This window comes from Stenotrophomonas sp. 80084_Sma (assembly GCF_056481995.1).
Window position 1 is genome coordinate 1,278,714 of record NZ_CM151177.1, and the last position, 25,261, is coordinate 1,303,974.

Here is a 25,261-nt window from a genome sequence, read left to right on the forward strand (position 1 = left end):
TGTTTCGCCATCTGCTGTACCGGTGGGTGCCGACCGTTGGTCGGCACACCTTCCTGATCTGCCGCCAACAGCAGCCGGCCAGCGGCCGGCTCTACCCAGAGCGCCTGCATGCCCTCGACCGCCCTGATCCAGAACGACATCGTCGTCTTCGGTTTGATCGCCGCCACCCTGGGCGCCGTGTTCTGGACCGCCTCGCGCGAGCAGGGCCTGTGGAAACGCTTCTACACCTTCGTGCCGGCACTGCTGCTGTGCTACCTGATTCCCGGCATCTACAACACCGTCGGCCTGATCGACGGCCAGAACACCAAGCTCTACAACCCGATCGCACGCGACATCCTGCTGCCGGCAGCGCTGATCCTGCTGACCCTGGCGGTGGACATCAAAGGCATCCTGCGGCTCGGCCCGAAGCTGGTGCTGATGTACCTGGGTGCGTCCGCCAGCATCATGCTGGGTGCGGTGGTGGCGTTCCTGGTGATGCGCGCGATCCATCCCGACACCGTGGCCGGTGACACCTGGGCCGGCATGGCCGCACTGGCCGGCAGCTGGATCGGCGGCGGGGCCAACATGCTGGCGATGCGCGAAGTGTTCGACGTCAACGCCACCACGTTCGGCCAGTTCGCGGTGGTCGATGTCGGTGTCGGTTACGTGTGGATGGCCGCGCTGATCTTCCTGGCCGGGCGCGCAGCGAAGATCGACGCGCGCAGCGGTGCCGACACGTCGGCCATCGATGAGCTGAAGGAGCGCATCGCGCGCTTCCAGGCCGAGCATGAGCGCGTTCCCAGCCTCACCGACCTGATGCTGATCGTGGCAGTGGCCTTCGGCGGCGTGGGTCTGTCACACGCGATCGGTGCGCCGCTGGCAGCATGGTTCAAGGCCAATGTCAGCTGGGCCCCGCAGTTCAGCCTGGATGCGCCGTTCGTGTGGGTGGTGGTGCTGTCGACCACGCTGGGCCTGAGCCTGAGCTTCACCCGTGCACGCACGCTGGAAGGTGCGGGCGCCTCGCGGCTGGGTTCGCTGCTGCTGTACTTCCTGATTGCCTGCATCGGCATGCAGATGGATCTGCTGGCGCTGCTGGACCGCCCGTGGCTGTTCCTGCTCGGCCTGATCTGGATTGCCGTGCACATCGCGCTGCTGTGGTGCCTGGGCAAGCTGCTGAAGGTGCCGTTCTTCTATTTCGCGATCGGTTCGCAGTCGAACATCGGTGGCCCGGCTTCGGCGCCGGTGGTGGCTGCAGCCTTCCATCCGGCCCTGGCGCCGGTGGGCGTGTTGCTGGGCACGATGGGCTACGCCACCGGCACCTACCTGGCCTACATCGTCGGCATTACCCTGCGCGCGCTGGCAGGGCAGGGCTGATGGGGTAGTGCCGGCCGCTGGCCGGCAACCAGGTAATGCTGCACGGGTTCATGAGGTTGCCGGCCAACGGCCGGCATTACCGATGCGTTACGCCACCGGCAATCCGCGTTCGATCAACCACGCCTTCGCGTCTTCGGCATCCTGCTCGAACCACGCCTGTGTCGACCCCAGCCGATACGTATACCCCCAGGCATCCATGTCGGCCATCAACCGCGCACAGCCAACGCCAGGCAGCTGCCCGGCCAGCACGATCTGCAGGTAGCAGGTGGCATCTTCCTCGGCCACCGAGTCGGTGGCGTCGGTATGCACCTGCGCACGCCGCTCCGGCGGTAGCACGATCAGATGGCAGGCTTCGTGCAGCATCGAGTGCACGGGCGTGTCATCGCGCACGTACACGTTGCTGGCGATGATGCCGGCCTCGGGCTCGCCCCAGTAGCTGCCGGGAATCGGTTCACCGGCCGCGACGTGGTGCAGCTGCAGGCCATGCGCGGCGAGCAGGCACTGCGCATCAGCGAAGGCGATGTCGCCCACGCAGGTGATGTCCACGGCGGTTGTCGTATCGGTCATGCGGGTCAGGCAGCCCCGCCCGTGCAGGCACGGGCGGGGCAGAGCATCAGGGTTTGTCCGGGCCTTCAGGCAGCGCCACGGAGATGTCCAGCACATCGTGCTGGCCATCCTTCACCAGGTCGACCTTCACTGCATCGACGTCGATGTTCACGTACTTCTTGATCACTTCCAGCAGCTCGCGCTGCAGCAGCGGCAGGTAATCGGGGCCGCCGCGGTTGCTGCGCTCCTGCGCGATGATGATCTGCAGGCGGTTCTTGGCGGTTTCGGCGGTGGTCTTCTTCGCTTTGAGGAAATCAAACAGGCCCATGCTTACCCTCCGAACAGCTTGCTGAAGAAGCCCTTCTTCTCGACGTTGGTGAAGCGCATCGGGCGTTCTTCGCCAAGGATGCGCGCGACGGCGTCGTCGTAGGCCTGGCCGGCTGCGGACTCGACATCCAGGATGACCGGCTCGCCCTTGTTGGAGGCGTTGAGCACGTCACCCGACTCGGGGATCACGCCGATCGCCTTCAGGCCGAGCACTTCCTCGACGTCGGCGATGCTGAGCATCTCGCCGCTTTCCACGCGCAGCGGGGTGTAGCGGGTCAGCAGCAGGAAGGCCGGCACGTCCTGGCCGGACTCGGCCTTGTGGGTCTTCGAGTCGAGCAGGCCGATGATGCGGTCCGAGTCGCGCACCGACGACACTTCCGGGTTCACCACCACCACGGCACGGTCGGCGAAGTACATCGCCAGGAAGGCGCCCTTCTCGATGCCGGCCGGGGAGTCGCAGATGATGTAGTCGAAGCCGTCGGCGGCCAGGTCCTTCAGGACCTTGCCCACGCCTTCCTGGGTCAGTGCGTCCTTGTCGCGGGTCTGCGAGGCGGCCAGCACGTACAGGTTCTCGAAGCGCTTGTCCTTGATCAGGGCCTGCTTGAGGGTCGCTTCGCCGTGCACGACGTTGACGAAGTCGTACACCACGCGGCGTTCGCAGCCCATGATCAGGTCGAGGTTGCGCAGGCCGACGTCGAAGTCGATCACCGCCACCTTCTTGCCGCGCCGTGCCAGGCCGCAGGCCAGGCTCGCGCTGGAAGTGGTCTTGCCGACGCCGCCCTTGCCGGAGGTGACTACGATGATTTCAGCCAAAGGACTTCTCCTGATGATTCTGTTTGGGTGCTGCGTCAGTCCAGCGCAGCGATCTTGATCTGGTCCTGTTCCAGCCACACCTGCACGGCCTTGCCGCGCAGGGAGTCCGGGACATCGTCCAGTACCTTGTAGTGGCCTGCAATGGCGACCAGTTCCGCATGGAAATCACGGCAGAAGATGCGTGCCGCGGTGTTGCCCTGTGCCCCTGCCAGCGCGCGGCCGCGCAGGGTGCCGTAGATGTGGATGCTGCCATCGGCGATGACCTCGGCGCCGGCGCCGACGGTGGCCATCACGGTCAGGTCGCAGTTTTCAGCGTACAGCTGCTGGCCCGAACGCACGTTGCCCAGCTGCATGCGGCCCGGCTGCGGTGCGGCGGCGTCGGCAACCTTGGCCACCGGCGTGGCCGGTGCCGGCTTCGGTTCGGCACGGGCTGCGCGACGCGGTTCCGGCGCGGGCGGCGGCGGCGGGGCCGGCTCGGCCTCGGCACGCTCGTACTGGGCGCGGAACTTGGCCAGCAGTGGCAGCCCGAGCTGCTGCGAGAGCAGGTCGACCGCGCTGGTGCCATAGGCCAGCGCCACCGGCAGCACGCCGGCACTGCGCAGGCCATCGACCAGCGCCTGCGCGGTGGCCACGTCCGGCACCTGGCTCAGGCCGCCGAAGTCGAGGATCACCGCGGCGCGGCCGAACAGTTTCGGCGCACGGGTGACGCGTTCGCGCATTTCCTGCACGAGGCGTTCGACATCAAGGGTACGGATGCGCAGGTTGGCGATGCCCACCTGGCCGATCTTCAGTTCACCGGCCTGTTCGTAATCGAAATTCACCGCCACGCTCAGGTCCCCGTCGGCCGCTGTGCCTGCGCCGGCAGATGCCGGGCACGTGTCCATGCCACATCCGGCAGCTTGCCGCCGTAGGTCTCCTGGACCCACGGGTAGCTGCACAGTTCCTTGGCCAGCATGCTGGCGCGCACGTCGACCTGCGGCATGGTGTTCTGGCCCAGCTCGCGGAAGCCGAAGCTGCCGTGGAAGAGCAGGGCGGCATCGGCGCCATGGTCGAGGAAGACTTCGCAGGTCATCTGCGGGTAGCGCAGCTCGGCAAAGCTCTGCGCGTCGGCATAGAACGCACGGCCGACGCCACCGCCACGACGGCGGCTGGCGACCACGATGCGGTCGATATAGAAGAACGGGGTGTCCAGCTGCTGCTTGAACCAGGCGAAGTTGCTGCTGTCGTGCTGGCTGTCGCTGCCGAAGCCGATCAGGAAGCCGGCCAGGTTGCCGTCGCGCTCGGCGACACGGAAATATTCAGCGGTTTCGTAGAACAGGCGCAAGCGGGCCGCATCCAGGGGAAGGATGGCCAGGCCAGCGTTGTTGTTCAAAGCCAGGACGGAATCGAGCTCGTGCTCGCGCACGTCGCGGATGACAATCGACATTGTGACTCCGTGGGGTAACGCGGTTGGTCCGTCAAATTGGACCCTGCGCACGATTATTGCATGCCCGGGGTGGGCTGCGGCATGAACAGGGGACCTCGGATGCATGACTTCCGTGGGAGTGCGCGACGCGGGCCGGGCCCGTAGAGTGCTGGCATGTTGGGAGTCCTCAGCCATACCCGCGTCCTCCGTCTGGCCGGCCTGTTTACCTGGGTCATGGTCGGCCTGCCACTGGCGTACTCGCAATTCGAGAACCTGCACAGCCGCAGCGATATGGGCAGCTGGGCGATCCTGTTGTTCGTCGCCTACCTGTCCTTCGGCGCCGCGTACTACTGGCTGACCCGCCTCCTGCGCAGTGACAGCGACAGTCACACCACCTGGCTGGACCGCGGCCTGCTGCTGCTGCTGACGGTTTCGGCGCTGGGCGTCAGTTTCCTCAGTGGTTCGGGCCTGGGCAGCATCCTGATGATGGTGGCTGCCGGCGTCATTCCGTGGATGCTGTCGGCGCGTCTGTGCGTGCTGTGGCTGCTGGTCAGCCAGCTGGCGGTGGCCCCGGTCTATTACATACTGCTGAACTTCCCGCTGTTCGAAGCCGTGATGCAATCGCTGCTGTATGGCGGCTTTTCCATGTTCATCTTCGTGACCAGCCTTGTCGCGAGACAGCAGACCCAGGCCCGCGACGAGCAGCGCAGGCTCAATTCGGAGCTGCGTGCCACTCGTGCCCTGCTGGCCGAAAGCGCCCGCGTCAACGAGCGAACCCGCATTTCGCGTGAGCTGCACGATCTTCTGGGGCATCAGCTGACCGCACTGACCCTGAACCTCGAAGTGGCCGGTCACCTGGCCGAGGGCCAGGCGCTGGACCATGTGAAGCGCTCGCATGCCTTGGCCAAGCTGCTGCTGGGCAACGTGCGTGAGGTGGTCAGCCAGCTGCGCGAGACCGGCGCCATCGATCTGGCGGCGGCGCTGCGCCCGCTGACCGAGAACGTGCCCTCGCTGGACATCCAGCTGGAGATCGAGGATCCGCTGAACGTGGAGGACCCGCAGCGGGCCCACGTGCTGCTGCGCTGTACCCAGGAGATCATCACCAACGCGGTGCGCCATGCCGGCGCCCGCCACCTGTGGATCAAGGTGTACCGTGAAGCCCCCGACCGGGTGGTGGTGGAGGCCCGCGACGACGGCGTCGGCGCGGATATGGTCAATGTGGGCAATGGCTTGCGCGGCATGCGCGAGCGCCTGCAACAATGTGGTGGCCAGCTGCAGGTCGAAACCCGTCCCGGTGAAGGCTTCCGGCTGCGGGCGACGGTGCCGGCAACGGTGCTGGTGGCCGCCCTTACCAAGGTTCCTGAAGGAGTGCGTTGATGATTCGCGTCTGCCTGGTCGACGACCAAACCCTGGTGCGGCAGGGAATCCGCTCCCTGCTGGCGCTCGACGACGGTATCGAGGTGGTGGCCGAGGCCGGCGATGGCCGGCAGGCGGTCGAACTGATACCGCAGGTGCGCCCCGACGTGGTGCTGATGGACATGCGCATGCCGGTGATGTCCGGGCTGGAGGCGCTGCAGGTGCTGTCGCGCCAGGAGCAGCTGCCACCGACCATCATCCTCACCACCTTCGATGACGACCAGCTGGTGCTGGCCGGGCTCAAGGCCGGAGCCAAGGGCTACCTGCTCAAGGACGTGACCCTGGCGCAGCTGGTCGGTGCCATCCGCACCGTGGCCGACGGCGGTTCGCTGGTGCAGCCGGCCGTGACCCAGCGCCTGCTGTCCGGCCTGGAGCACATGCGCAACGAGTTCGTCAGCCTGGACCGCCCGGACCCGTTGACCGACCGCGAGACCGAGATCCTGCGCCTGATGGCCAGTGGCTTCTCCAACAAGGAGATCGCCAACTCGCTGGGTGTGGCCGAAGGCACCATCAAGAACCACGTGTCCAACATCCTGTCCAAGCTGGGCGTGCGCGACCGTACGCGCGCCGTACTGAAGGCGTTCGAACTCCAGCTGGTCTGAGGAAAACCTTTTCAGGACAATGACTTGAGTTCCAGTCATGGCCCTCGGGTGGGGTTGCCCCCTACTTCACGGGTATCGGTATGCGGTACCCTTCGAATTCTTTGTCCATACAAATACGCAGCCGGCAGGGAAACCGGTGCGCCAATCCCGATAAACAATGCCCGCGAAGCCTGCTAGGATTGGCGCTTCGCTTCAATCAACCCGGCCGTGGGATCGGCCCCGGAGACTCTCTGAATGACCCGTATTATCGAGTTCCTGATCGCCTTGGGGATCGTGGCTGGCCTGTTCGTCATCATTGGCGTATGTCTGCCGGGCGAGCGTCACATCACCGAAAGCATCGAGACCAACCGCAAGATGACGATCGTGTACGACACGGTCAGCAGCCTGCGCCGCTTCAAGGACTGGAACCCGCTGGTACTGCGCGATCCCGCCGTTGAACTGAAGCTGTCCGGCCCGGCCTCCGGCGTCGGTGCCACCCTCGACTTCACCTCCAAGGACCTGGGCACCGGTTCCTGGAAGATCACCGAAGCCGAAGAGAACAAGCGTGTTGCGATCGCCATCGATGACGCCACCAAGGGTCACGACAAGATCACCACCTTCACGCTGGAGCCGACCGGCAAGGGTGGCCGCAACGTCAAGATCACCCAGGACTACTCGGTGAAGTACGGCTTCGACCTGTTCGGTCGTTATGCAGGCCTGTATGTCAGCCGCCAGATCGGCGACGACATCAAGATGGGTCTGTCGCGTATGGCCAACATGCTGGCCAGCGTTCCGAACGTGGACTACCGCACCCCGGAAGCCCCGCTGACCGATCTGGCCATCGTCAATGTGCCGGCTGAAGACCTGCTGGTCGTCAACGCCGGTAACGTGGACCGCGGTCAGGACACGATCACCAAGTCCATCAAGGACAACCAGGAGTGGATCAAGCGCGTGATGGAGGCCAACGGCCTTGAAGCCGCCGGTCCGTTCCGCATCATCACCACCGATTTCGGTCAGGAGAAGTACGCCTTCGACATCGCCCAGCCGGTGAAGAAGAAGGGGGCTGAAGGTGCCACCGCTGAAGAGCTGACCGTCAAGATCGACGGCGGCGCTCCGGTCAAGTACGTGCACGTGGCCCCGCACCGTTCGGCGCATGCCGCCTACACCGGCCACATGGCGGGTCTGGACGTGGCCCGCAACGGCCTGCGTGCCTGGGCTGTGACCAACGGTTCGGAAGTGGTCGATCGCCCGTACGAAACCTGGAAGGACGGTCTGGACAAGTCGTTCACCCCGGAAGCGACCTACGACATCTACTGGGCCGTCAAGTAAGCCTCGGCTGACCCATGTAGTGTTGGACACGAAAACGCGCCGCTCATTGCGGCGCGTTTTTTTTCATCTGGCGCCCGGCAAGGGCGCTGCGCAAGGAGCCCACATGTTCAATCTCGAACGTCGCGCACGTAAGCCATCACTGCTGGCCTGCCTGGGGGCGCTGCTGGCCGCCGCCTCTATCGGCCTGTCGGCCTATGCCTCGCACGGTGTGGCCGACCCGCTGGCGCAGCAGCATCTGAACATGGCGGCGCTCTATGCGTTCGCGCATGGCGCGGTACTGGTGGCGCTCGGGCCGCGCGCGCAGGGCGCGATCGCGCACCTGGCGTTGTACGTGCTGCTGCTGGGCGTGCTGCTGTTTTCCGGCAGCCTGGTGGGCGGTGCGTTGTGGCAGTGGCCGACACGGATGGCACCGATCGGTGGCACCAGCATGATGGCTGGATGGGTGCTGCTGGCGATCAATGCGTTGAGGCGGTGACGGTCGCAGGGCTGTCGCTCCGATCCATGCCGATGCGATCGTGATGGTCCATGGGCGTTACTTTTCTTTTCGCGCGAAAAGAAAAGTAACCAAAAGAAACGCGCCGCCGGCCGCGAGCCGGTGCTGCGCACCGGTCCCCTGTGCTCCTCGGCCCGTCGAGGGACGGTGCGGGAACTCGCTGCGCTCAGACACCCGCACCTCTTCGCCCTCGCCGGACCTGCGGTGCTCGGCTCGCTTGAAGGCGGACCCAACAGCCGCGCGCTGATCCGTTGTAGAGGCTTCGAGCGAAGCGACCGGCTTCTGTCTTTGCCTTCTTGTTCCATCTCGTGGTGGGCGCGCGCGGAATCCGCCCGGACAGCTCCATGAAGTTCGCCGTGCAGCCGCCACGAGGGGCTCAGCCGTTGGCCGGTCTCCAGCACCAGTGCCAAGGTTCGTAGACGATCCCATGCGGGTTGTCGCGCGGGTAGCTCAGCTGGAAGCCATGCCCACCGGCATTCGCCTGCAGCCACGCAAACGCGTCGGTGGCTTCGAACGATTCTTCAGCCGGGGCGTCGCCCGGTGTACCGATGTCCAGCGCGTGGCCGCTGTGGTGTTCACTGAAACCCGGTGCGGCATTCACCTTCAGGATCTCCGCCACGCTCAGGCCGCGCGCCAGCTTCCGTTCGAAGATGCCCAACTGGTAGGCATGGCTGCGGAAGCCGGAGATGGCGTCCAGCGCAATGCCATCCTGTGCCGCATGCAGTCGCATCCGTCGCCAGCCCTGCGCGGCGCCACGGCGCAGCCATAGCGGGCGGGCGAAGCGATCGCGGCCGGCAAAATGCAGCAGGCAGGGTTCGGGTTCCAGCGGCAGGCCGCTGTCGTCGGCGTAGCGCTGCGGGTCCAGGCCAAGCTGCTGCAGGCGCTGCTGCAACCCGGCCAGCGGCAGCCACTGATCTTCCAGTCCGGCGCCGAAGGGCCGTGCAGCCGCGGTGTCCAGCAGCGCCAGTGCATCCTCGACCCCGGGCTCGCGCGGCAGGCGCGGCACCATCGAATGCACGCCGTGCGGCAGTACCGCCGCCAGATAGCGGCCATCACGCTTGCGCCGCAGCACCCACTGCGCCTGCGACAGCAGGCGTGCATCCAGGTTGCTGCGTGCGCGCAACAGGTGGGCGGGCCACAGCTCGATGGCCTCGGTATTGATCAGCAGGGGCGGGCGTCGTTGCATCGCCTCAGCTTACTGCCGTGGTGCCGACGCGGCCACCTTGCGCAGCGCATCGAGCAGCGCCTGCGGCCGGTCCACGCTGAGCAGCAGCGTGCTGCCATCACTGACCGGCAGGGCGAGGACACGCGCACGGTCGGTGACCAGCGCGAAGCCCTTGCCGCCACCCTGCAGGCGGAAGTGGCCCGAGTAGAAGCCCGGCATTGAATAGCCATTGGTTTTGACACGGATGCCATAGCGGCGGTCACGCTGCAGGTCGACCACCTCGGCCTGGTCCAGCCGCAGCTGCGCCACCGGCACGCGCCGCCGGTACATCGTCGAGCGCACGTCCAGCACGTTGCCGGCCAGCTCCACCCGGCGACGGAAGAAGGCGGCCCCCAGCCCGACAGCGAGTACAGCGATGACGATCAGGCTCCATGCCGCACTGCCGCCCATCCGGAACCAGGGCGGCGACAGCGTTACTTCGATCCAGGGTGCGTTCGCCGGTGCCTTGTACAGCTGCGCATACAGGCAGGCCACGAAGGCAGCCAGCAGCGGCAGCACGATCCACAGCACGCGCAGCGGCGAACTCTCGGCCACGTCAAAGGGTTTCGGGTCACTGCCGCCCATGGTTCAGGCCTCCTTCTTGAACACCAGCATCGCCGGGCGCATCGGCGCCGGGATGATGATGTTGACCAGCTCCCAGCCCAGCTGGCCCTGCCGGCTCAGCTCGGCCTGGACATCCTCGGCCTTGAGTACGCCCATCATGGAGGTCTTGACCTCGATGGTCTGGTAGCTCCAGCGCTTGCTCATTCCTTGTCCTCCGACGATGGCGTGGGTTTGGGCAGGCGTCCTGCCTTGCGCAGGGCGTCGCGCAGCACGTACTCGATCTGCGCGTTGAGGCTGCGCAGCTCGTCATCAGCCCAGCGCTGCGCCGCGGCCAGGACCTCGGCATTGATGCGCAGCGGATAGGCTTTCTTCTCACTCATGGGGGGCTCCTGGCGGGGCGGTGGGGCGCCCCGTTGCGAGGGTGGCTCAGTACAGCGAGCCTGCATTGACGATCGGCTGGGTGCCGCGGTCCGAGCACAGCACGGTCAGCAGGTTGCTGACCATGTGCGCCTTGCGTTCCTCGTCCAGCTGCACCACGCCGTTCTTCTGCAGTTCGGCCAGGGCCATCTCGACCATGCCGACCGCACCGGCAACGATGCGCGTGCGTGCGGCGATCACCGCGTTGGCCTGCTGCCGCTGCAGCATCGCCTGGGCGATTTCAGCGGCGTAGGCGAGGTGGCTGATGCGCGCATCGATCACCTGCACGCCGGCGTCGGCCAGGCGCTCGGCCAGTTCGTTCTTCAGGTGCTGGGAAATCTCGCTGGCATGACTGCGCAGGGCCAGCTGGCCATCCTCATGCTGGTCGTAGGGGTAGCTGGTGGCCATCGCGCGCAGCGCCGATTCGGACTGGATGTGCACGAAGCTCTCGTAGTCGTCCACGTTGTAGACCGCCTCGGAGGCATCGACCACCTGCCAGACGATGACCGCGGCGATCTCGATCGGGCTGCCGTCCAGCTCGTTGACCTTCAGCTTGCCGCTCTCGAAGTTGCGCACGCGCTGGCTGACCCGGCGCTTGGCGTAGAAGGGGTTGTTCCAGCGCAGGCCGTTGTCCTTCACGGTGCCCACGTATTTGCCGAACAGGCTCAGCACCGCCGCCTGGTTGGGCTGGACGGTGTACAGGCCGGCCAGGGCTAAGATCGCCAGCGCCGCCACCAGGATGCCGGCCAGCATCAGCAGCAGGTTGGGGGAACCGGTGCTGGCCTTGGCTGCTACCCCCAGTACGAACAGGGCGCCGCCGGCGAGGGCGACAAGCAGGGCGCCGGCCAGCGTGCCGAGGCCGTTGAGCGAAGACAGCGACTTCTCTTTCATGGCGGTACGTCTTTGAGGGTTCGGAATGAAGATATCAAAGTGATATCACTTATAGACTACCGTTCGTCGGATGCCGTGGCCGGGACGGTCGGCCAGCTAGAATGCCCACCCGCCTTCACATCGCTGCTGGAACCGCCATGGCCAAGCTTGGAACTCCGTTGTCCCCCTCCGCCACCCGCGTGCTGCTGCTCGGCTCGGGCGAACTCGGCAAGGAGGTGGCCATCGAGCTGCAGCGGCTGGGCGTGGAAGTGATCGCCGCCGACCGCTATGCCGATGCCCCGGCCATGCAGGTCGCGCACCGCTCGCATGTGATCGACATGCTGGATGCGATGGCCCTGCGCGCGCTGATCGCCCAGGAGCAGCCGCACCTTGTGGTGCCGGAGATCGAGGCCATCCATACCGAGACCCTGGTCCAGCTGGAGCAGGAGCAGGGCCTGCGGGTGATCCCGACCGCGCGCGCCGCACGCCTGACCATGGACCGCGAAGGCATCCGCCGCCTGGCCGCCGAGACCCTGGGCCTGCCGACCTCGCCGTACCGCTTCGTCGATACCGAAGCCGAGTACCGCGCCGCCGTGGCCGCCATCGGCCTGCCGTGCGTGGTCAAGCCGGTGATGTCGTCCTCGGGCAAGGGCCAGAGCACACTGCGCAGCGAGGCGGACATCGCCCCGGCGTGGGAGTACGCACAGACCGGTGGCCGCGCTGGCGCCGGCCGCTGCATCGTCGAAGGTTTCATCGACTTCGATTACGAGATCACCCTGCTGACCGTCCGCCATGCCGGTGGCACCTCGTTCTGCGCGCCGATCGGCCATCTGCAGAAGGATGGTGATTACCGCGAAAGCTGGCAGCCGCAGCCGATGTCGAGCGCCGCGCTGGCGCGTGCCGAAGAGATTTCGCGCGCGATCACCGACGACCTTGGCGGCTGGGGCCTGTTCGGTGTCGAGCTGTTCGTGAAGGGCGACGAGGTGTGGTTCAGCGAAGTGTCGCCGCGCCCGCACGACACCGGCCTGGTGACGCTTGTTTCGCAGGAACTGAGCGAGTTCGCGCTGCACGCGCGCGCCATCCTCGGCCTGCCGATCCCGGTGATCCGCCAGAGCGGCCCGTCGGCCTCGTGCGCGCTGCTGGCGCATGGCGAGGGCGTGCCGTACTTCAACAACGTCGCCGCCGCCCTGCAGGTGCCGGACACCGCCGTGCGCCTGTTCGGCAAGCCGAGCGTGCACGGCCATCGCCGCGTGGGCGTGACCCTGGCGCGCGCGGAAACCATCGACGAAGCGCGCGCCATCGCGCGTGATGCCGCCGACGCAATCGGCGTCGAACTGCGCCCGTAAAGCAAAAAGGGGACGGAGGGGATTAAGTCGTTTGTGGCACAAACGACTTAATCCCCTCCGTCCCCTTTCTGTTATTTCACATCCACCCACACCAGGTGATGGTCGCTGCCATCGGCGATCTTCGCTTCCGGGCTTTCATTGGCCGGCCAGAACACGCCGCTGCCGATGTACTCGAAACCGGTGGAGGGCAGCACGTAGTCCAGGCGCATGGTGCCGGACTTCGGGCCGAAATCGCCGGTGGCGTGGAACGGTGCGCCCTTGCGCTCGATGCCCTTGGCCGCATAGGCCAGGCTGGTCTGCTCGCCACCAACGCTGCGCGGGGTGGGGTAGCGCAACACGCGGGCGTTCTCGATCAGTTCGACGATCGCCTCATGGCGGCCATCGCCGTCGACCGGGTCGTTGTTGAGGTCGCCGAGGATCACGAAGCGCGCGTCCTGCGCCAGGCCGCCGCACTGGCCCTTGTCGTCGCACAGCCACGGCTTGTCTCCCTTGGACAGGTATTCCTGCCACAGGCGCAGTTCGTCGTGGTTGCGCGCGGCGTTGCGCTTTTCCGGGCCATCGAACACTGGCGGGGTCGGGTGCGAGACCAGCGCGTGGACCACGCCGGCCGGGGTCTTCACCGGCACGTCCCAATGTGACTTCGACGACAGCCGCAGCTGCGACCACACGTGGTCGTTGTAGAAGCTCTTGCCGGTGCGCGGGTCGACCGGACGGATCGCGCCCGGCATCGCGCTCCACTTCAGCAGCTGGAAGCTGCGCACCTTGGCTTCATCGATCGGGTAGCGCGACAGCACCAGCATGCCGTACTGGCCCGGGTGCAGGCCGTAGCCCCAGGCATCGTTGCCGCGGCTGCGGCCTTCGCCGCCGACCACGCCGTTGTTGTACAGGTCCAGGCCGCTGGGCACGCCGGTGTTGACCGGGGCCAGGTAGCGGTAGGCGAAGTGCAGCGGCTTGCCGCCGCCGGGCTGGGCCACTTCCAGGTAGCGCTTCTGGAACAGGTCGGCGGCGCGGTGGGCGTCGTCGAAATCGAATTCGTTCAGCAGCACCAGGTCCGGGCGTGCCTGCTGCAGCACCGCGGCGATCTTGCGCGCGTGCTCGCTGTCGCCTTCCAGCTCCTTGATCAGGCCACCGGTCTCATCGGAGTACAGCGAGGTGTTGTAGGTGGCCAGGCGCAGCGCAGCAGACGGCTTTTCGGTCATCGCAGGGGACGTGGCGAAGGCGGGGGCGGTGGCGCCGCAGAGCAGGGCCAGGGCGAGGATCTGGGGTCGGAGGTTCATGCGCCGTATTGTGCACCCGGCCCGGTGTCAGTGGTTTGTCAGCGTCCGTCCAGTTCGTCGTCGAAATCGTGCCAGCGGCGGCCGTCATAGGCTTCCAGCGGTCGATAGCGCCGTTTGTAGTCCATCTTCTGATGCCCGCGGATCCAGTAGCCCAGGTAGACGTGCGGCAGGCCCTCGCGGCGGGCCCATTCAATCTGCTGCAGGATCGCGAAGGTGCCCAGCCCACGCGCGGCATGGTCCGGGTCGAAGAAGGTGTAGACCGCCGACAGGCCATGCTCGGTGACGTCGGTCACCGCCACCCCCAGCAGCTGGCTGGGCTGGCCATCGTGGCCGGGCAGGCGCATCTCCATGAAGCGGGTGTGTGACCAGCTGCCGATCAGGAACTGCTCGAACTCGTGCGGGCCGTGGTCATCCATGCCGCCGTTGGCATGGCGGTGGGTCAGGTAGCGGTGATACAGCGCGAACAGGTCATCGCGGGCGGTGGCCGCGGTGATGCGTACTTCCAGGTCTTCATTGCGGGCGGCACAGCGGCGCTGGCTGCGGTCCGGGGCGAAGCGGGCCACCGGGATGCGCACCGCTACGCAGGCCTGGCAGTGCGCGCAATGCGGGCGGTAGACCAAGTCGCCGCTGCGGCGGAAGCCCCAGCTCAATGCCAGCGGGTACAGGCCGCCGAGACGACGGTCGTGCGGATCCAGCACCAGGTCGCGTGCCACCCTGTCCGACCAGTACCCGCAGGGGTGTTCGCCGGTCTGGAAAAGCCGCAGTTCGTCGTCTCTGTCGCCGTGTATCGCCATGGGCACAGCATAGCCCCAGGCTGTCGCAGTGGCGGCGACTGTCCGCCGGATGAATGGAACCGGCAGCGGCGTCAACCGATGTCGCGCCCGGGCGTTGTAGTCCCCCGAGGGTGAAGTGATCACCCCGACGCAATCCCCATCCCCAGGAGTGACCTCATGATCCGTACCCCCCTGCTGCTGGCCCTGCTGCTCGGCACTTCCGCTAGCGGTATCGCGCTGGCCGCCGATGCCCCGACTGCGCCGGCGCAGCGCCCGGCCAAGCTGGACACCAACGGCGACGGCGTCATCGACCGCAGCGAAGCCGCTGCCAACCCGCGCCTGGCCGCGAAGTTCGACGAGCTGGACAAGAACAAGGACGGCAAGCTCTCGCGCGATGAGCTGCCGCGCTGGCAGCATGGTCGCCGTGGTGGCCACGGCGGTGAGCGCTGGGCCAAGCTGGACGTCAACAAGGACGGCCGCATCAGCCGCGAGGAAGCCAAGGCCGATCCGCGCCTGGCCGCGCGCTTCGACGAGCTCGACCTCAACAAGGACGGTTACCTGGACAAGGCCGACCGCGAGCTGCGCATGAAGCAGCGTCGTGATGCCTGGTTCGCCGCCGCCGACACCAACAAGGATGGCCAGCTGAGCAAGGCCGAGTTCGACGCGGCCAAGGGCCCGATGCACGGTGGCCCGCGCCACGGCGGTCCGCGCGATGGCGCGGCGCCGAAGCCGCAGCGCTGAGGTTCAACGCAGTGAATGACGACAACGCCGGCGCACTGCCGGCGTTGTCCGTTACAGGCGGCCGCTGCGCATCAGTGAGTACACCACCAGCGCGATGACCATCAGGTTCATGGCGATGATGCCGGTGCGGCCGTACATCGATTCGAACTTCCAGTTGATGCCGGTGCGTCCGCGGCGGGCCGAATCGCGCGCGATCATCGGTGCCATCACCCGCTGCAGCGGCACCAGGCACTGGTAGTTGACCACGCCCAGGCCTACCGCCAGCACCGTCAGCTGCGCCCAGACCGGCGCCTGCAGCATCACAGCCAGCAGGATCGCCAGGCACCAGAACATGCCGGTGATGATGTTGAGGTAGAGGAAGCGGCGCACGTCGCGGCGCTCGGACGCCGTTTCGGTGTACGACATCAGGAAGCGGCCGCCGAGATAGCTGCCGATCGCACCACCGACCACGCCGCCGATCACCGCCCCCCAGCTTTCGGCCGGCAGCACGTGCAGCTGGCCCAGCGTGGCAGTCAGCGAGCCCATCGCGGTGCCGCCCGCAGCGCTGGCACCGCCGAGGCCAAGCTTGCTGCCGCCGATGCCGACACCGGTGCCGAGCAGCACCGCAGCACTGGCCGTGCCGGGCGCAGCCACCAGTACCATCGAAACCACCGCCGTAGCGAACGCGGCACTGGGTGCGCTGCTGCGCGCGAACTCGCCGAAGCGTTGTAGCAGGCCGTCGCGCACCAGAGCGCGGGCACGCGACAGGCGCTTGCGCACGGCGGCGTCACTGAGCCCAAGCAGGTCGGCCACCTGCTGCGAGCGCTGGCCTTCGCGGTAGTACAGCAGCAGCACTTCGCGGCTGTCGGCGGGAAGGGCGGAGATGATGTCCTCGGCGGCGATCTCTTCTTCCACCCGTTGCAGGCGGTCGGCCGCGCCCGGGGCCGGGTCGGCGGCCATGCCCATCGCCACCTCGGCGGCCTCGCCGGTCAGCGGCCGGCCGCGCTGCGCGCGCAGCCAGTCGCGGGCCAGGTTGCGGGTGATCTGCCGCAGCCACGGCAGGAAGCTGGTCGAACTGCGCAGCTGGTGCAGCTGCTGCCAGCCCTTCACGAAGGCCTCCTGGGCAATGTCCTCACTGGCCTGACGATCGCGGGTGATGGCCAGCGCGATGGCGGTAACCGTGTTCTGGCAGGCCAGCACGATGCGGCCATAGGCGTGCTGGCAACCGCTGGCGGCGGCAGGCAGTTCGCGTTCCAGTGTCTGGTCGATCGATGCGGCGAACGTCGTCATGGCGGCGGCTCTCCTGCTGGGATTGTGTCCCAAGACGGAGCCGCGCGCCGAATGTGACCGGCCTTCTGCACGGTAGTGCCGGCCGCTGGCCGGCAACCTCATGACAAAAAAAGGGGACGGAGGGGATTAAGTCGTTTGTGCCTCAAACGACTTAATCCTCTCCGTCCCCTTTTTCGGCTGCCGGCCAGCGGCCGGCACTACCCGTGCGTCACTTCGAGGGCTGGATGCGAACCCGGATTTCTTCCTCTTCCGGTGCGGCCTGCGGAGCCGGTTGCGCCTGCTGCGGCTGGGTCTGCGGGGCAGGGGCCGGTGCGACCGGCGCCGGGGCGCCACGATGGCGCAGGCCGATCACCAGCGCCACGCCGGCGATCACCACCAGCAGGGCGATGCGGATGCGCCAGGCCCAGCCACGGCCGCCGCCGGTCGTCTCTGCGGTGTCGCGGAAGGCGAATTCGGCGGTCGGATGGTCGCGGCGGGTGGTGTCGAGCAGTCGCGCCTCGCGCAGGATTTCACGCGCGCGCGGCTGGTCGTCGGCGCGCACGATCCACACCGCTGGGTAGGCGTTGGCGTTGCCCAGGTCGGTATAGCTGAACTGGCCGCGGCGACGGGTCTTGTACGAGCGCCCATTGGTCACCTTGACGTCGATGCCATGCCCGCGCAGGAGCTCGGCGACGCCTTCAACGGTTTCCACACGCTGGCTGCTGAAGATCTGGCGCATCGGATCAGTCCTTGGCCGGCACGGCGGCGGCCGCGGCCTGGTCGGGAACCACGCGGATCAGGCCTTCCTGCGCGGTGCTGGCCACCAGCACGCCATTGCGGGTGAAGAACTGGCCGCGGGCCAGGCCGCGCGAATCCTGCGCGCTGGGGCTGTCCAGCGAGTACAGCAGCCAGTCGTCGGCGCGGAACGGGCGGTGGAACCAGATCGCGTGGTCGAGCGAGGCCATCTGCACGTGCGGGTGGTAGTAGCTGATGCCATGCGGGAACGTGGCGGTGCCCAACAGGTGGAAGTCGGAGGCATAGGCCAGCAGCGCCTGGTGCAGCTCGGGCGCATCGCCGACCGGCTCGCTCAGGCGCAGCCACACCTGGTGGTAGGGCGGGCGCTTGGGCGGGTTGAGTTCATCGCGCGGGTAGACGTGGCGGAACTCGAACGGGCCGCCGCGCGACAGCCAGCGCTGCACCTTGATCGGCAGCCGCTCCAGCACTTCGGCCGGCAGCGGGCGGTTCGGTTCGATGTCTTCCGGCTGCGGCACTTCGGGCATCTTGTGCTGGTGCTCGGCGCCGGTCTCGGCCTGCTGGAACGAGGCCGCGCAGAAGAAGATCACCTTGCCGTGCTGGATCGCAGTGACGCGGCGCACCGAGAAACTGCCGCCGTCGCGGGTACGGTCCACGTCGTAGACGATGGGGTGGTCGATGTTGCCGGCGCGCAGGAAGTAGGCGTGCAGCGAGTGCACGTGGCGCCCGTTGTCGACCGTGGCCTGCGCCGCAGCCAGCGCCTGGCCCAGCACCTGGCCGCCGAACACGTACTTGGTGCCGATGTCGCGGCTCTGCCCGCGGAACAGGTTGTCCTCCAGCCGCTCCAGGGTGAGCAGGTCGATCAGCTCGGAGACGACGGGTTCGGGCGTGTCGTTCAAGGGGGCGGCCACAGCAATGAAGAGGCCCCGATTATACCGTTGCAGGCCAGTCCATCATTGGTAGTGCCGGCCGCTGGCCGGCAACCTCATGATCCTCCTGGGGCACCTGCGGTTGCCGGCCAGCGGCCGGCACTACCGGTTACTTGCCCAGCCGGGCGACCAGCGCCTGCAGGGCATTCTGCGCGTCCGGGGCGAACCAGGCCTCGACGAAGCGGTCGAGCTGGATCAGGTCCGGGTGCAGGGCTTCGTGCAGGTCGGCACGGGCAATGGCGCGGGTCAGCAGCATCGGCTGGCGCGGCTGCTTGAGCAGGTTCTGCAGCCAGGCGATGGCGCGCGCCACCACCAGGTCGCCTTCGGCCAGTTCATCGACCAGGCCGATCTGCAGCGCCTGTTCGGCCGGCACCAGCGAGCCGGTGGTCAGCAGGACGCCGGCGCGGTGTACGCCCACCGCGCGGCGCAGCAGGCGCTGGATGCCCTCCGGCGCGATCAGGCCCACCTGCACTTCGTTCAGGCCGATGGCATACGGCCGCGACGGATCGGCGCTGCGCGCCATCACCCGGTAGTCGCAGCACAGGGCCAGCACGCAGCCGCCCGCCGGTGCGTGGCCGGTGATCGCCGCGACCACCGGGATCCGGCTCTCGGCCAGCGTGCGCACGGCGCCAAAGAAGGCGTTCCAGGTGTCCAGCAACTTGTGCTTGTCATCACCATGCGAGAGCAGGTGCGGCACGTCCATGCCGCCGGTGAAGATGCGCTCGCTGCCCGACAGCACGATGCCGTGCGCGTCTTCGGCCATGGCCAGCTCGATGGCATGGATCAACTGCCGGCACAGTTCGGTGTCCAGTGCGTTGACCGGCGGCCGCGCCAGGCGCAGTTCGCGGATGGGGCCATGGTTGATCACCTCGATGAGCGTCGTCATGCTGCGGTCTCGTTGCGAAGAAGGAACCTGGGCGATGATAACCAAACCATTCGTTGGCGTACTGTTGGTTCTGTGTGCGGCCGCAGCATCGGCGTCGGCGGCGGAACCGGACTGCGTCACGGTGGAGCAGGGCTGGGCGCGGTTGCCACCGAATCCGGCGATGCCGATGACCGCCGGCTACGGCGTGATCCACAACGGCTGCAGCAAGGCGGTGGCGATCACTGGCGCGACCAGCAGCAGCTTCAATGATGTGTCGCTGCACGAGACCACGATCGTCGATGGGGTCAGCCGCATGCGCGCGATCGAGCGTCTGCCGCTGGCACCGGGCGCGCGCGCCGAGCTCAAGCCCGGTGGTCTGCACCTGATGCTGATGCAGGGCAAGGGCGCGTTGAAGGAAGGCCAGGCGCTGCCGCTGCGGCTGCAGCTGGAAGGCGGTGGCGAAGCGAGCGCGACGTTGGTGGTGCGCAAGGCCGCGCCGTAAGCGCGCGGGGAAACGGCACGCTGCTGCTGACGCAAGGGGTTGGGATGGCCGTCGTAGCGTCGAGCTTGCTCGACGGCCCCGGCCTGCAGCAGTCGAGCAAGCTCGACTCTACGGATGAAGCGACGATTGGGATGGCTGCCGTAGCGTTGAGGACGCTGGGCGCGAACGGAATATCCGGTAGTGCCGGCCGCTGGCCGGCAGGACGCGAAATGCCGGCCAGCGGCCGGCACTACCAGGGGGCTTACGACCAGTCGAACGAGAACAGCACCGTGCGGCTTTCCGGCTCGTACAGCATCACGATCGCATCGGCACCGGTGGCGCACCAGTTGTAGCCGGCCACGTCGGCCACGGCGAAGAATTTGTTGCCATTGCGGGTGATGATCACTGTTTCGGCATCGTCCGCAGCGTTGGGGTCATCGGCAGCTTCGGTGAAACCCAGCTCGAATGCCGCGGGAATCTCTGCGGTTTCGGTCCAGTTGCCGAAACTGATCGGGCCACCCAGCGTATCCAGATAATCGCGCTCGCTGGCCTCACCCTTGCCATAGCGCGAGTAGCAGGCGAGACGGCCATGCGTGGCATGGTAATCGCGGGCCTTGGCGTAGCTCTCGCGCATCTGCGCGATGTGTTCCTGCGCATCCTTGTCCTGCACCGCATCACCGATGAAATAGCCCGCGTTGCCGAGGAAGCGCATCTCGTTGCCGGCGGTCAGTTCGAAGGCGATCCAGTTGGTGCCGGTGAAATCGTTGTGGTGTTCTTCTGTGGTCTCGCCGATGCAGCCGTCATACGGCTCGATCGGGCACAGCATCGTTGCCACCTGGCCGGCCAGTTCCGGGCGCAGCACGCCGAGGTCGATCTTCAGCAGCGGCAGCAGGTGCTGGCCGAGCCAGGCCTGGTCGGAGGGGAAGACATCGGTGGGGAAGGCGACCATGCCGGGCAGCAGGTCGCGCAGTTCAGTCTGGTGGATCATGTCAGTCCTTTGAATTGGATCGGTAGTGCCGGCCGCTGGCCGGCATCCGCGATACATCTGGAGGTTGCCGGCCAGCGGCCGGCACTACCACAGGCGCGTCAGGTAGACGCGCTACGGATCGCCTCCGGCAGCGGCGCGCTCTTGCCGGTCTGGGTGTCCATCCAGACCACCACCACGTTGCCGTCCGAATAGAGCTTCGATTCGTCCTGCTGGTCGACGATGCGGTGGCCGATGGTCACGCTGCTGTTGCCCAGGCGCTCGACGAACAGCTCGACCAGGATGTCGTTGGGCCACACGATCGGCAGCCGGTAGTTGACGTTGGTCGCGGCCACCACGGGTGCGATGCGGTCGGTCATCGACACACCGTCCACGCCCAGCATCCAGCGCACGCGCGCTTCTTCCAGGTAGGAGATGTACTTGGCGTTGTTCACATGGCCCATGCTGTCCATGTCACGCCAGCGCACGCTGATCGGGATGCGGGCCAGGATCTTGTGTTCGCTGCTCATCAGGCGTCCTTTTTCTTCTTGCTGGCAGTGGCGGTCTTGCTGGTCTTGCCGGTGCTCTTGGCAGCCACGGCCTTCTTCGCCGGCTTCTCGGCCTTTTCAGGCTTCACCTTGCGCGGCGGGCGGGCGTCGGGCTTGTTCGCCACGGCGGCCGGCTGCTCCGGGCGCGCGTGGGTGGACGGCAGCATGCGCGCAAGGAACTGGCCGGTGTACGACTGCGGGCAGGCCGCCACGTCTTCCGGCGTGCCGGTGACCAGGATGGTGCCGCCGCGATGGCCGCCTTCCGGACCCAGATCAACGATCCAGTCGGCGGTCTTGATCACGTCCAGGTTGTGTTCGATCACCACCACCGTGTTGCCCTCGTCGCGCAGCTTGTGCAGCACGCCCAGCAACGCTTCGATGTCGTGGAAGTGCAGGCCGGTGGTCGGCTCGTCGAGGATGTACAGGGTGCGGCCGGTATCGCGGCGCGACAGTTCCTTGGACAGCTTCACGCGCTGCGCTTCACCACCGGACAGCGTGGTCGCGCTCTGGCCCAGCTTGATGTAGCTCAGGCCGACGTCGACCAGTGTTTCCAGCTTGCGCGCAATCGACGGCACCGGTTCGAACAGCTTCAGCGCATCCTCGACGGTCATTTCCAGCACGTCGTTGATGTTGAAGCCCTTGTACAGGATCTCCAGCGTCTCGCGGTTGTAGCGCTTGCCATGGCAGACGTCGCAGGGCACGTACACGTCCGGCAGGAAGTGCATCTCGACCTTGATCAGACCGTCACCCTGGCAGGCTTCGCAGCGGCCGCCGCGCACGTTGAAGCTGAAGCGGCCCGGCGAATAGCCGCGTGCACGCGCTTCGGGCACCTGTGCGAACAGTTCGCGCAGCGGCGTGAACAGGCCGGTGTAGGTGGCCGGGTTCGAGCGCGGGGTGCGGCCGATCGGCGACTGGTCGATGTCCACCACCTTGTCGAACAGGTCCAGGCCATCGATTTCCTTGTACGGAGCGATCGGGTGCGAGGCGCCGTTGATCTCGTTGGCGGCCAGCGAGAACAGGGTGTCGTTGATCAGGGTCGACTTGCCCGAGCCGGACACGCCGGTCACGCAGGTCAGCAGGCCCGACGGAATCGCCAGGTCCACGCCCTTCAGGTTGTTGCCGGTCGCCCCGCGCAGGTGCAGGGTCATCTTCGGGTTCGGCGTGTGCCGGCGCGCCGGAATCTCGATCGCGCGCTTGCCCGACAGATACTGGCCGGTCAGCGAACGCGGTGCCTCCAGGATGTCCTGCAGGGTGCCCTGGCCGACGATCTCGCCGCCGTGCACGCCCGCGCCCGGGCCGATGTCCAGAACGTAGTCGGCCAGCCGGATCGCATCCTCGTCATGTTCGACCACGATCACCGTATTGCCCAGGTCACGCAGGCGGGTGAGGGTGCCGAGCAGGCGTTCGTTGTCGCGCTGGTGCAGGCCGATCGACGGCTCGTCGAGCACGTACATCACACCGACCAGGCCGGCGCCGATCTGGCTGGCCAGGCGGATGCGCTGTGCCTCGCCACCGGACAGGGTGTCTGCCTTGCGCTCCAGGGTCAGGTAATCCAGGCCGACATCGACCAGGAAGCCGAGGCGTTCGCCGATCTCCTTGACGATCTTCGCGGCGATCTCGCCACGCCAGCCCGGCAGGCTCAGTTCACTGAAGAACTTCAGTGCCTCGTCGATCGGCAGCACCACCAGCTCCGGCAGCGGGCGATCGGCCACGAACACGTTGCGTGCTGCCTTGTTCAGGCGCGCGCCATTGCATTCCGGGCACGGCTGTTCGCTGATGTACTTGGACAGCTCCTCGCGCACCGCAGGCGACTCGGTTTCCTTGTAGCGGCGTTCGAGGTTGGGAATGATGCCCTCGAAGCGGTGCTTGCGCTGGGTGCGGCCGCCAGCTTCGGTGAAGTAGGTGAAGGTGATCGTTTCGTCGCCGCTGCCGTACAGCACGGCCTGCTGCACCTTGGCCGGCAGCGAGTTCCAGGCGGCGTCCACGTCGAACTTGTAGTGCTTGGCCAGCGAGGCGATCAGCTGGAAATAGTAGGCGTTGCGGCGGTCCCAGCCGCGCACCGCACCGGCGGCCAGCGACAGCTCCGGATGCACCACCACGCGCGAGGGATCGAAGAACTCGGCGATGCCCAGGCCATCGCAGCCGGGGCAGGCGCCCATCGGTGCGTTGAACGAGAACAGGCGCGGCTCCAGTTCCGGCAGCGAGTAGTCGCACACCGGGCAGGAGTACTTGGAGGAGAACAGCGCCGGCGTGGCGTCGGCGGTGTCCAGGCTCTGCACCGAGGCCATGCCATCGCCCAGCTTCAGTGCGGTCTCGAAGCTCTCGGCCAGGCGCTGCTTGATGTCCTCGCGCGGGCGGAAGCGGTCGATCACCGCCTCGATGGTGTGCTTCTGGCGCAGCGCCAGCGGCGGCACCGCATCGATTTCATACAGCTCGCCGTCCACGCGCACACGCACGAAGCCCTGCGCACGCAGCTGGTCGAACACCTGTGCGTGTTCGCCCTTGCGGTCGCGGATGACCGGCGCCAGCAGCATGTAGCGCTGTTCCGGGTCCAGCGTCAGCACCTGGTCGACCATCTGGCTGACCGTCTGCGCTTCCAGCGGGTAGCCGTGGTCCGGGCAGCGCGGGGTGCCGACGCGGGCGTACAGCAGGCGCAGGTAGTCGTAGATCTCGGTGATGGTGCCGACCGTCGAGCGCGGGTTGTGCGAGGTCGACTTCTGCTCGATCGAGATGGCCGGGGACAGGCCTTCGATGTGGTCCAGGTCCGGCTTTTCCATCACGCTCAGGAACTGGCGCGCATAGGCCGACAGCGACTCGACGTAGCGGCGCTGGCCTTCTGCATAGATGGTGTCGAACGCCAGCGAGGACTTGCCCGAACCGGACAGGCCGGTGATCACGATCAGCTTGTCGCGGGGCAGGTCGAGGTCGAGGTTCTTCAGATTGTGCGTCCGCGCGCCGCGGATGCGGATGAAATCCATCGCCATGGGGGATCCGGTTGTGGGGGCGTTGGCTGGGTGCCGGGCCAGCAGGGAACGGCAATCGGTTAGCCTACCGAGGTGACCAGATGGGGGCAATGGGCGACAATGCCAGCCCGATGTCTCACCTGATGAGACAGGCCGACAGGCAGGGGTCAGATCCCTTTTCACGACGTGAAAAGGGATCTGACCCCGTTCCGGCCGGACCCCCGGGCCGTTCAGCCGAGCATGGCCCGGCTCTACAGGGCCCGGTCTCCAGGCCGTTCAGGGGTTGACTTGACCCGCGCCCGCTGATCTGCGTACAATCCCGCTCCTGTCCGCCCTCGATGGCGGCAGCTCAGACCACAATAACTACAGAGGAAGGCCTGGTCATGTACGCAGTACTGGTCACCGGCGGTAAGCAATACCGCGTGGCGCAGGGCGAAAAGCTCCGCATTGAAAAGCTCGAAGTCGAAGTCGGCAGCGAGATCAAGTTTGACAACATCCTGATGCTGGGTGACAGCGACGGCGTGAAGCTGGGCGATGCGCTGAAGGGCGCTGCCGTCACCGCCAAGGTCCTGTCCCAGGGTCGTGCTGACAAGGTCCGGATCATCAAGTTCCGTCGCCGCAAGCACCACATGAAGCGTCAGGGTCACCGTCAGTACTACACCGAAATCGAGATCACCGGCATCGCCGGCTAAGCATCAGGAGAAGCAGTCATGGCACATAAAAAGGGCGTAGGCTCCTCGCGCAACGGTCGCGACTCCAACCCGAAGTACCTGGGCGTCAAGATCTTCGGCGGCCAGGCCATCGAAGCCGGCAACATCATCGTGCGTCAGCGCGGCACCCAGTTCCACCCGGGTTCGGGCGTTGGCCTGGGCCGTGACCACACCCTGTTCGCCCTCGTGGACGGCAAGGTGGAGTTCTCGGTCAAGGGCGCCAAGAAGCGCCGCACCGTCAGCATCGTCTCGGCCGACGCCTGATCCAGGCATCGCCGGCACCCGTGCCTCGGCATGGGGGTGCTGCATGAAGAGCCCCGCTTCGGCGGGGCTTTTCGTTAGAGT

29 protein-coding genes are annotated in these 25,261 nt (G+C 66.7%); 10 read left to right on the plus strand and 19 right to left on the minus strand.

Translation table 11 applies throughout. From position 1 onward, the window contains the following. The first annotated feature begins 108 nt into the window (after positions 1-108). Positions 109-1,353, plus strand: coding sequence for a DUF819 family protein (locus tag ACZK3W_RS05910; protein WP_478450576.1), 1,245 nt, complete (start codon positions 109-111; stop codon positions 1,351-1,353). Between the two features lie 87 nt (positions 1,354-1,440). On the opposite strand, the gene ACZK3W_RS05915 is transcribed toward ACZK3W_RS05910, so the two are convergent. Genes ACZK3W_RS05915 through ACZK3W_RS05935 form a run of 5 tightly spaced genes read right to left on the minus strand, consistent with a single transcriptional unit; the run spans position 1,441 to position 4,465 of the window. Further along, positions 1,441-1,920, minus strand: coding sequence for a hypothetical protein (locus ACZK3W_RS05915; protein ID WP_125893775.1), 480 nt, complete (start codon positions 1,918-1,920; stop codon positions 1,441-1,443). Between the two features lie 46 nt (positions 1,921-1,966). Then, complete coding sequence (gene minE / locus ACZK3W_RS05920) at positions 1,967-2,227, minus strand: cell division topological specificity factor MinE (protein ID WP_004148073.1); 261 nt, start codon at positions 2,225-2,227, stop codon at positions 1,967-1,969. Between the two features lie 2 nt (positions 2,228-2,229). Continuing rightward, the gene (gene minD, locus ACZK3W_RS05925; RefSeq protein ID WP_010483375.1) at positions 2,230-3,039 is read right to left on the minus strand and encodes a septum site-determining protein MinD; all 810 of its coding nucleotides are present in this window, start codon (positions 3,037-3,039) and stop codon (positions 2,230-2,232) included. A 35-nt stretch (positions 3,040-3,074) separates the two neighbouring features. Beyond that, positions 3,075-3,923 carry a septum site-determining protein MinC gene (gene minC, locus ACZK3W_RS05930; protein ID WP_050509775.1) on the minus strand — a complete coding sequence of 283 codons (849 nt, stop codon included), beginning with the start codon at positions 3,921-3,923 and terminating at the stop codon, positions 3,075-3,077. Beyond that, positions 3,869-4,465 carry a GNAT family N-acetyltransferase gene (locus tag ACZK3W_RS05935; protein WP_032127604.1) on the minus strand — a complete coding sequence of 199 codons (597 nt, stop codon included), beginning with the start codon at positions 4,463-4,465 and terminating at the stop codon, positions 3,869-3,871. The genes minC and ACZK3W_RS05935 overlap by 55 nt, the downstream gene beginning before the upstream one ends. 153 nt (positions 4,466-4,618) lie before the next feature. On the opposite strand from ACZK3W_RS05935, the gene ACZK3W_RS05940 reads away from it, so the two are divergent. From ACZK3W_RS05940 to ACZK3W_RS05955, 4 genes are all read left to right on the plus strand, one after another. Continuing rightward, positions 4,619-5,821 (plus strand): sensor histidine kinase, encoded by a 1,203-nt coding sequence (locus tag ACZK3W_RS05940; protein WP_049461775.1) that lies wholly within the window; start codon positions 4,619-4,621, stop codon positions 5,819-5,821. Next, on the plus strand, positions 5,821-6,462 hold the full coding sequence (locus ACZK3W_RS05945) for a response regulator (protein WP_006424175.1): 642 nt from the start codon (positions 5,821-5,823) through the stop codon (positions 6,460-6,462). Before ACZK3W_RS05940 ends, ACZK3W_RS05945 begins: the two co-directional genes overlap by 1 nt. 234 nt (positions 6,463-6,696) lie before the next feature. Beyond that, positions 6,697-7,770, plus strand: coding sequence for a polyketide cyclase (locus ACZK3W_RS05950; RefSeq protein ID WP_032127602.1), 1,074 nt, complete (start codon positions 6,697-6,699; stop codon positions 7,768-7,770). Positions 7,771-7,873: 103 nt separating this feature from the next. Further along, positions 7,874-8,245 (plus strand): DUF423 domain-containing protein, encoded by a 372-nt coding sequence (locus tag ACZK3W_RS05955; protein WP_019659313.1) that lies wholly within the window; start codon positions 7,874-7,876, stop codon positions 8,243-8,245. Positions 8,246-8,639: 394 nt separating this feature from the next. On the opposite strand, the gene ACZK3W_RS05960 is transcribed toward ACZK3W_RS05955, so the two are convergent. The 5 genes from ACZK3W_RS05960 to ACZK3W_RS05980 are packed head-to-tail and all read right to left on the minus strand — an operon-like array spanning position 8,640 to position 11,339. Then, on the minus strand, positions 8,640-9,449 hold the full coding sequence (locus ACZK3W_RS05960; protein ID WP_032127600.1) for a M15 family metallopeptidase: 810 nt from the start codon (positions 9,447-9,449) through the stop codon (positions 8,640-8,642). A gap of 9 nt (positions 9,450-9,458) precedes the next feature. Then, positions 9,459-10,052, minus strand: coding sequence for a PH domain-containing protein (locus ACZK3W_RS05965; RefSeq protein WP_032127599.1), 594 nt, complete (start codon positions 10,050-10,052; stop codon positions 9,459-9,461). 3 nt (positions 10,053-10,055) lie between these two features. Continuing rightward, complete coding sequence (locus tag ACZK3W_RS05970; protein WP_032127598.1) at positions 10,056-10,235, minus strand: DUF4177 domain-containing protein; 180 nt, start codon at positions 10,233-10,235, stop codon at positions 10,056-10,058. After that, on the minus strand, positions 10,232-10,411 hold the full coding sequence (locus ACZK3W_RS05975; protein WP_065178114.1) for a type II toxin-antitoxin system antitoxin: 180 nt from the start codon (positions 10,409-10,411) through the stop codon (positions 10,232-10,234). Before ACZK3W_RS05975 ends, ACZK3W_RS05970 begins: the two co-directional genes overlap by 4 nt. Positions 10,412-10,457: 46 nt before the next feature. Continuing rightward, positions 10,458-11,339: an SPFH domain-containing protein gene (locus ACZK3W_RS05980; RefSeq protein ID WP_180838700.1), complete on the minus strand. Its 882-nt coding sequence runs from the start codon at positions 11,337-11,339 to the stop codon at positions 10,458-10,460. Between the two features lie 137 nt (positions 11,340-11,476). Here ACZK3W_RS05980 and purT point away from each other — a divergent pair, with 137 nt between their 5' ends. Further along, positions 11,477-12,664, plus strand: coding sequence for a formate-dependent phosphoribosylglycinamide formyltransferase (gene purT / locus ACZK3W_RS05985; RefSeq protein ID WP_049404703.1), 1,188 nt, complete (start codon positions 11,477-11,479; stop codon positions 12,662-12,664). A gap of 71 nt (positions 12,665-12,735) precedes the next feature. Here the strand turns inward: purT and ACZK3W_RS05990 are convergent, their stop codons facing one another. Then, positions 12,736-13,941 (minus strand): endonuclease/exonuclease/phosphatase family protein, encoded by a 1,206-nt coding sequence (locus tag ACZK3W_RS05990; protein ID WP_478450577.1) that lies wholly within the window; start codon positions 13,939-13,941, stop codon positions 12,736-12,738. Between the two features lie 38 nt (positions 13,942-13,979). Then, positions 13,980-14,735 (minus strand): arginyltransferase, encoded by a 756-nt coding sequence (locus ACZK3W_RS05995; protein WP_012510405.1) that lies wholly within the window; start codon positions 14,733-14,735, stop codon positions 13,980-13,982. 156 nt (positions 14,736-14,891) lie between these two features. On the opposite strand from ACZK3W_RS05995, the gene ACZK3W_RS06000 reads away from it, so the two are divergent. Then, positions 14,892-15,455, plus strand: a complete 564-nt coding sequence (locus ACZK3W_RS06000) for an EF-hand domain-containing protein (protein WP_478450578.1) — start codon at positions 14,892-14,894, stop codon at positions 15,453-15,455. A gap of 51 nt (positions 15,456-15,506) precedes the next feature. Here the strand turns inward: ACZK3W_RS06000 and ACZK3W_RS06005 are convergent, their stop codons facing one another. The 4 genes from ACZK3W_RS06005 to ACZK3W_RS06020 form a co-directional block, all read right to left on the minus strand. After that, a complete protein-coding gene (locus ACZK3W_RS06005) occupies positions 15,507-16,724 on the minus strand; it encodes an RNA polymerase sigma factor (protein WP_049398908.1) in 1,218 nt (405 codons plus the stop codon). A 208-nt stretch (positions 16,725-16,932) separates the two neighbouring features. Next, positions 16,933-17,442, minus strand: a complete 510-nt coding sequence (locus ACZK3W_RS06010; RefSeq protein ID WP_032127591.1) for a pathogenicity-like protein — start codon at positions 17,440-17,442, stop codon at positions 16,933-16,935. A 4-nt stretch (positions 17,443-17,446) separates the two neighbouring features. Next, positions 17,447-18,367 carry an acyl-CoA thioesterase II gene (tesB, locus tag ACZK3W_RS06015; protein ID WP_004148214.1) on the minus strand — a complete coding sequence of 307 codons (921 nt, stop codon included), beginning with the start codon at positions 18,365-18,367 and terminating at the stop codon, positions 17,447-17,449. 127 nt (positions 18,368-18,494) lie between these two features. Beyond that, positions 18,495-19,271: an enoyl-CoA hydratase/isomerase family protein gene (locus ACZK3W_RS06020; RefSeq protein ID WP_032127589.1), complete on the minus strand. Its 777-nt coding sequence runs from the start codon at positions 19,269-19,271 to the stop codon at positions 18,495-18,497. A 34-nt stretch (positions 19,272-19,305) separates the two neighbouring features. On the opposite strand from ACZK3W_RS06020, the gene ACZK3W_RS06025 reads away from it, so the two are divergent. Continuing rightward, a complete protein-coding gene (locus ACZK3W_RS06025) occupies positions 19,306-19,752 on the plus strand; it encodes a copper chaperone PCu(A)C (RefSeq protein ID WP_125895428.1) in 447 nt (148 codons plus the stop codon). Between the two features lie 241 nt (positions 19,753-19,993). On the opposite strand, the gene ACZK3W_RS06030 is transcribed toward ACZK3W_RS06025, so the two are convergent. The 3 genes from ACZK3W_RS06030 to uvrA all read right to left on the minus strand — a co-directional run bounded on the left by ACZK3W_RS06030 (position 19,994) and on the right by uvrA (position 24,227). Further along, complete coding sequence (locus ACZK3W_RS06030; RefSeq protein WP_125895429.1) at positions 19,994-20,719, minus strand: enolase; 726 nt, start codon at positions 20,717-20,719, stop codon at positions 19,994-19,996. Between the two features lie 98 nt (positions 20,720-20,817). After that, complete coding sequence (locus ACZK3W_RS06035) at positions 20,818-21,225, minus strand: acyl-CoA thioesterase (protein WP_006424673.1); 408 nt, start codon at positions 21,223-21,225, stop codon at positions 20,818-20,820. Beyond that, the gene (gene uvrA, locus ACZK3W_RS06040; protein WP_125895431.1) at positions 21,225-24,227 is read right to left on the minus strand and encodes an excinuclease ABC subunit UvrA; all 3,003 of its coding nucleotides are present in this window, start codon (positions 24,225-24,227) and stop codon (positions 21,225-21,227) included. Before uvrA ends, ACZK3W_RS06035 begins: the two co-directional genes overlap by 1 nt. Positions 24,228-24,589: 362 nt before the next feature. On the opposite strand from uvrA, the gene rplU reads away from it, so the two are divergent. Both rplU and rpmA read left to right on the plus strand, forming a co-directional pair. Next, positions 24,590-24,898 (plus strand): 50S ribosomal protein L21, encoded by a 309-nt coding sequence (gene rplU / locus ACZK3W_RS06045; protein WP_005408557.1) that lies wholly within the window; start codon positions 24,590-24,592, stop codon positions 24,896-24,898. Between the two features lie 18 nt (positions 24,899-24,916). After that, a complete protein-coding gene (gene rpmA, locus ACZK3W_RS06050) occupies positions 24,917-25,180 on the plus strand; it encodes a 50S ribosomal protein L27 (RefSeq protein WP_005415704.1) in 264 nt (87 codons plus the stop codon). Positions 25,181-25,261 lie beyond the last annotated feature (81 nt).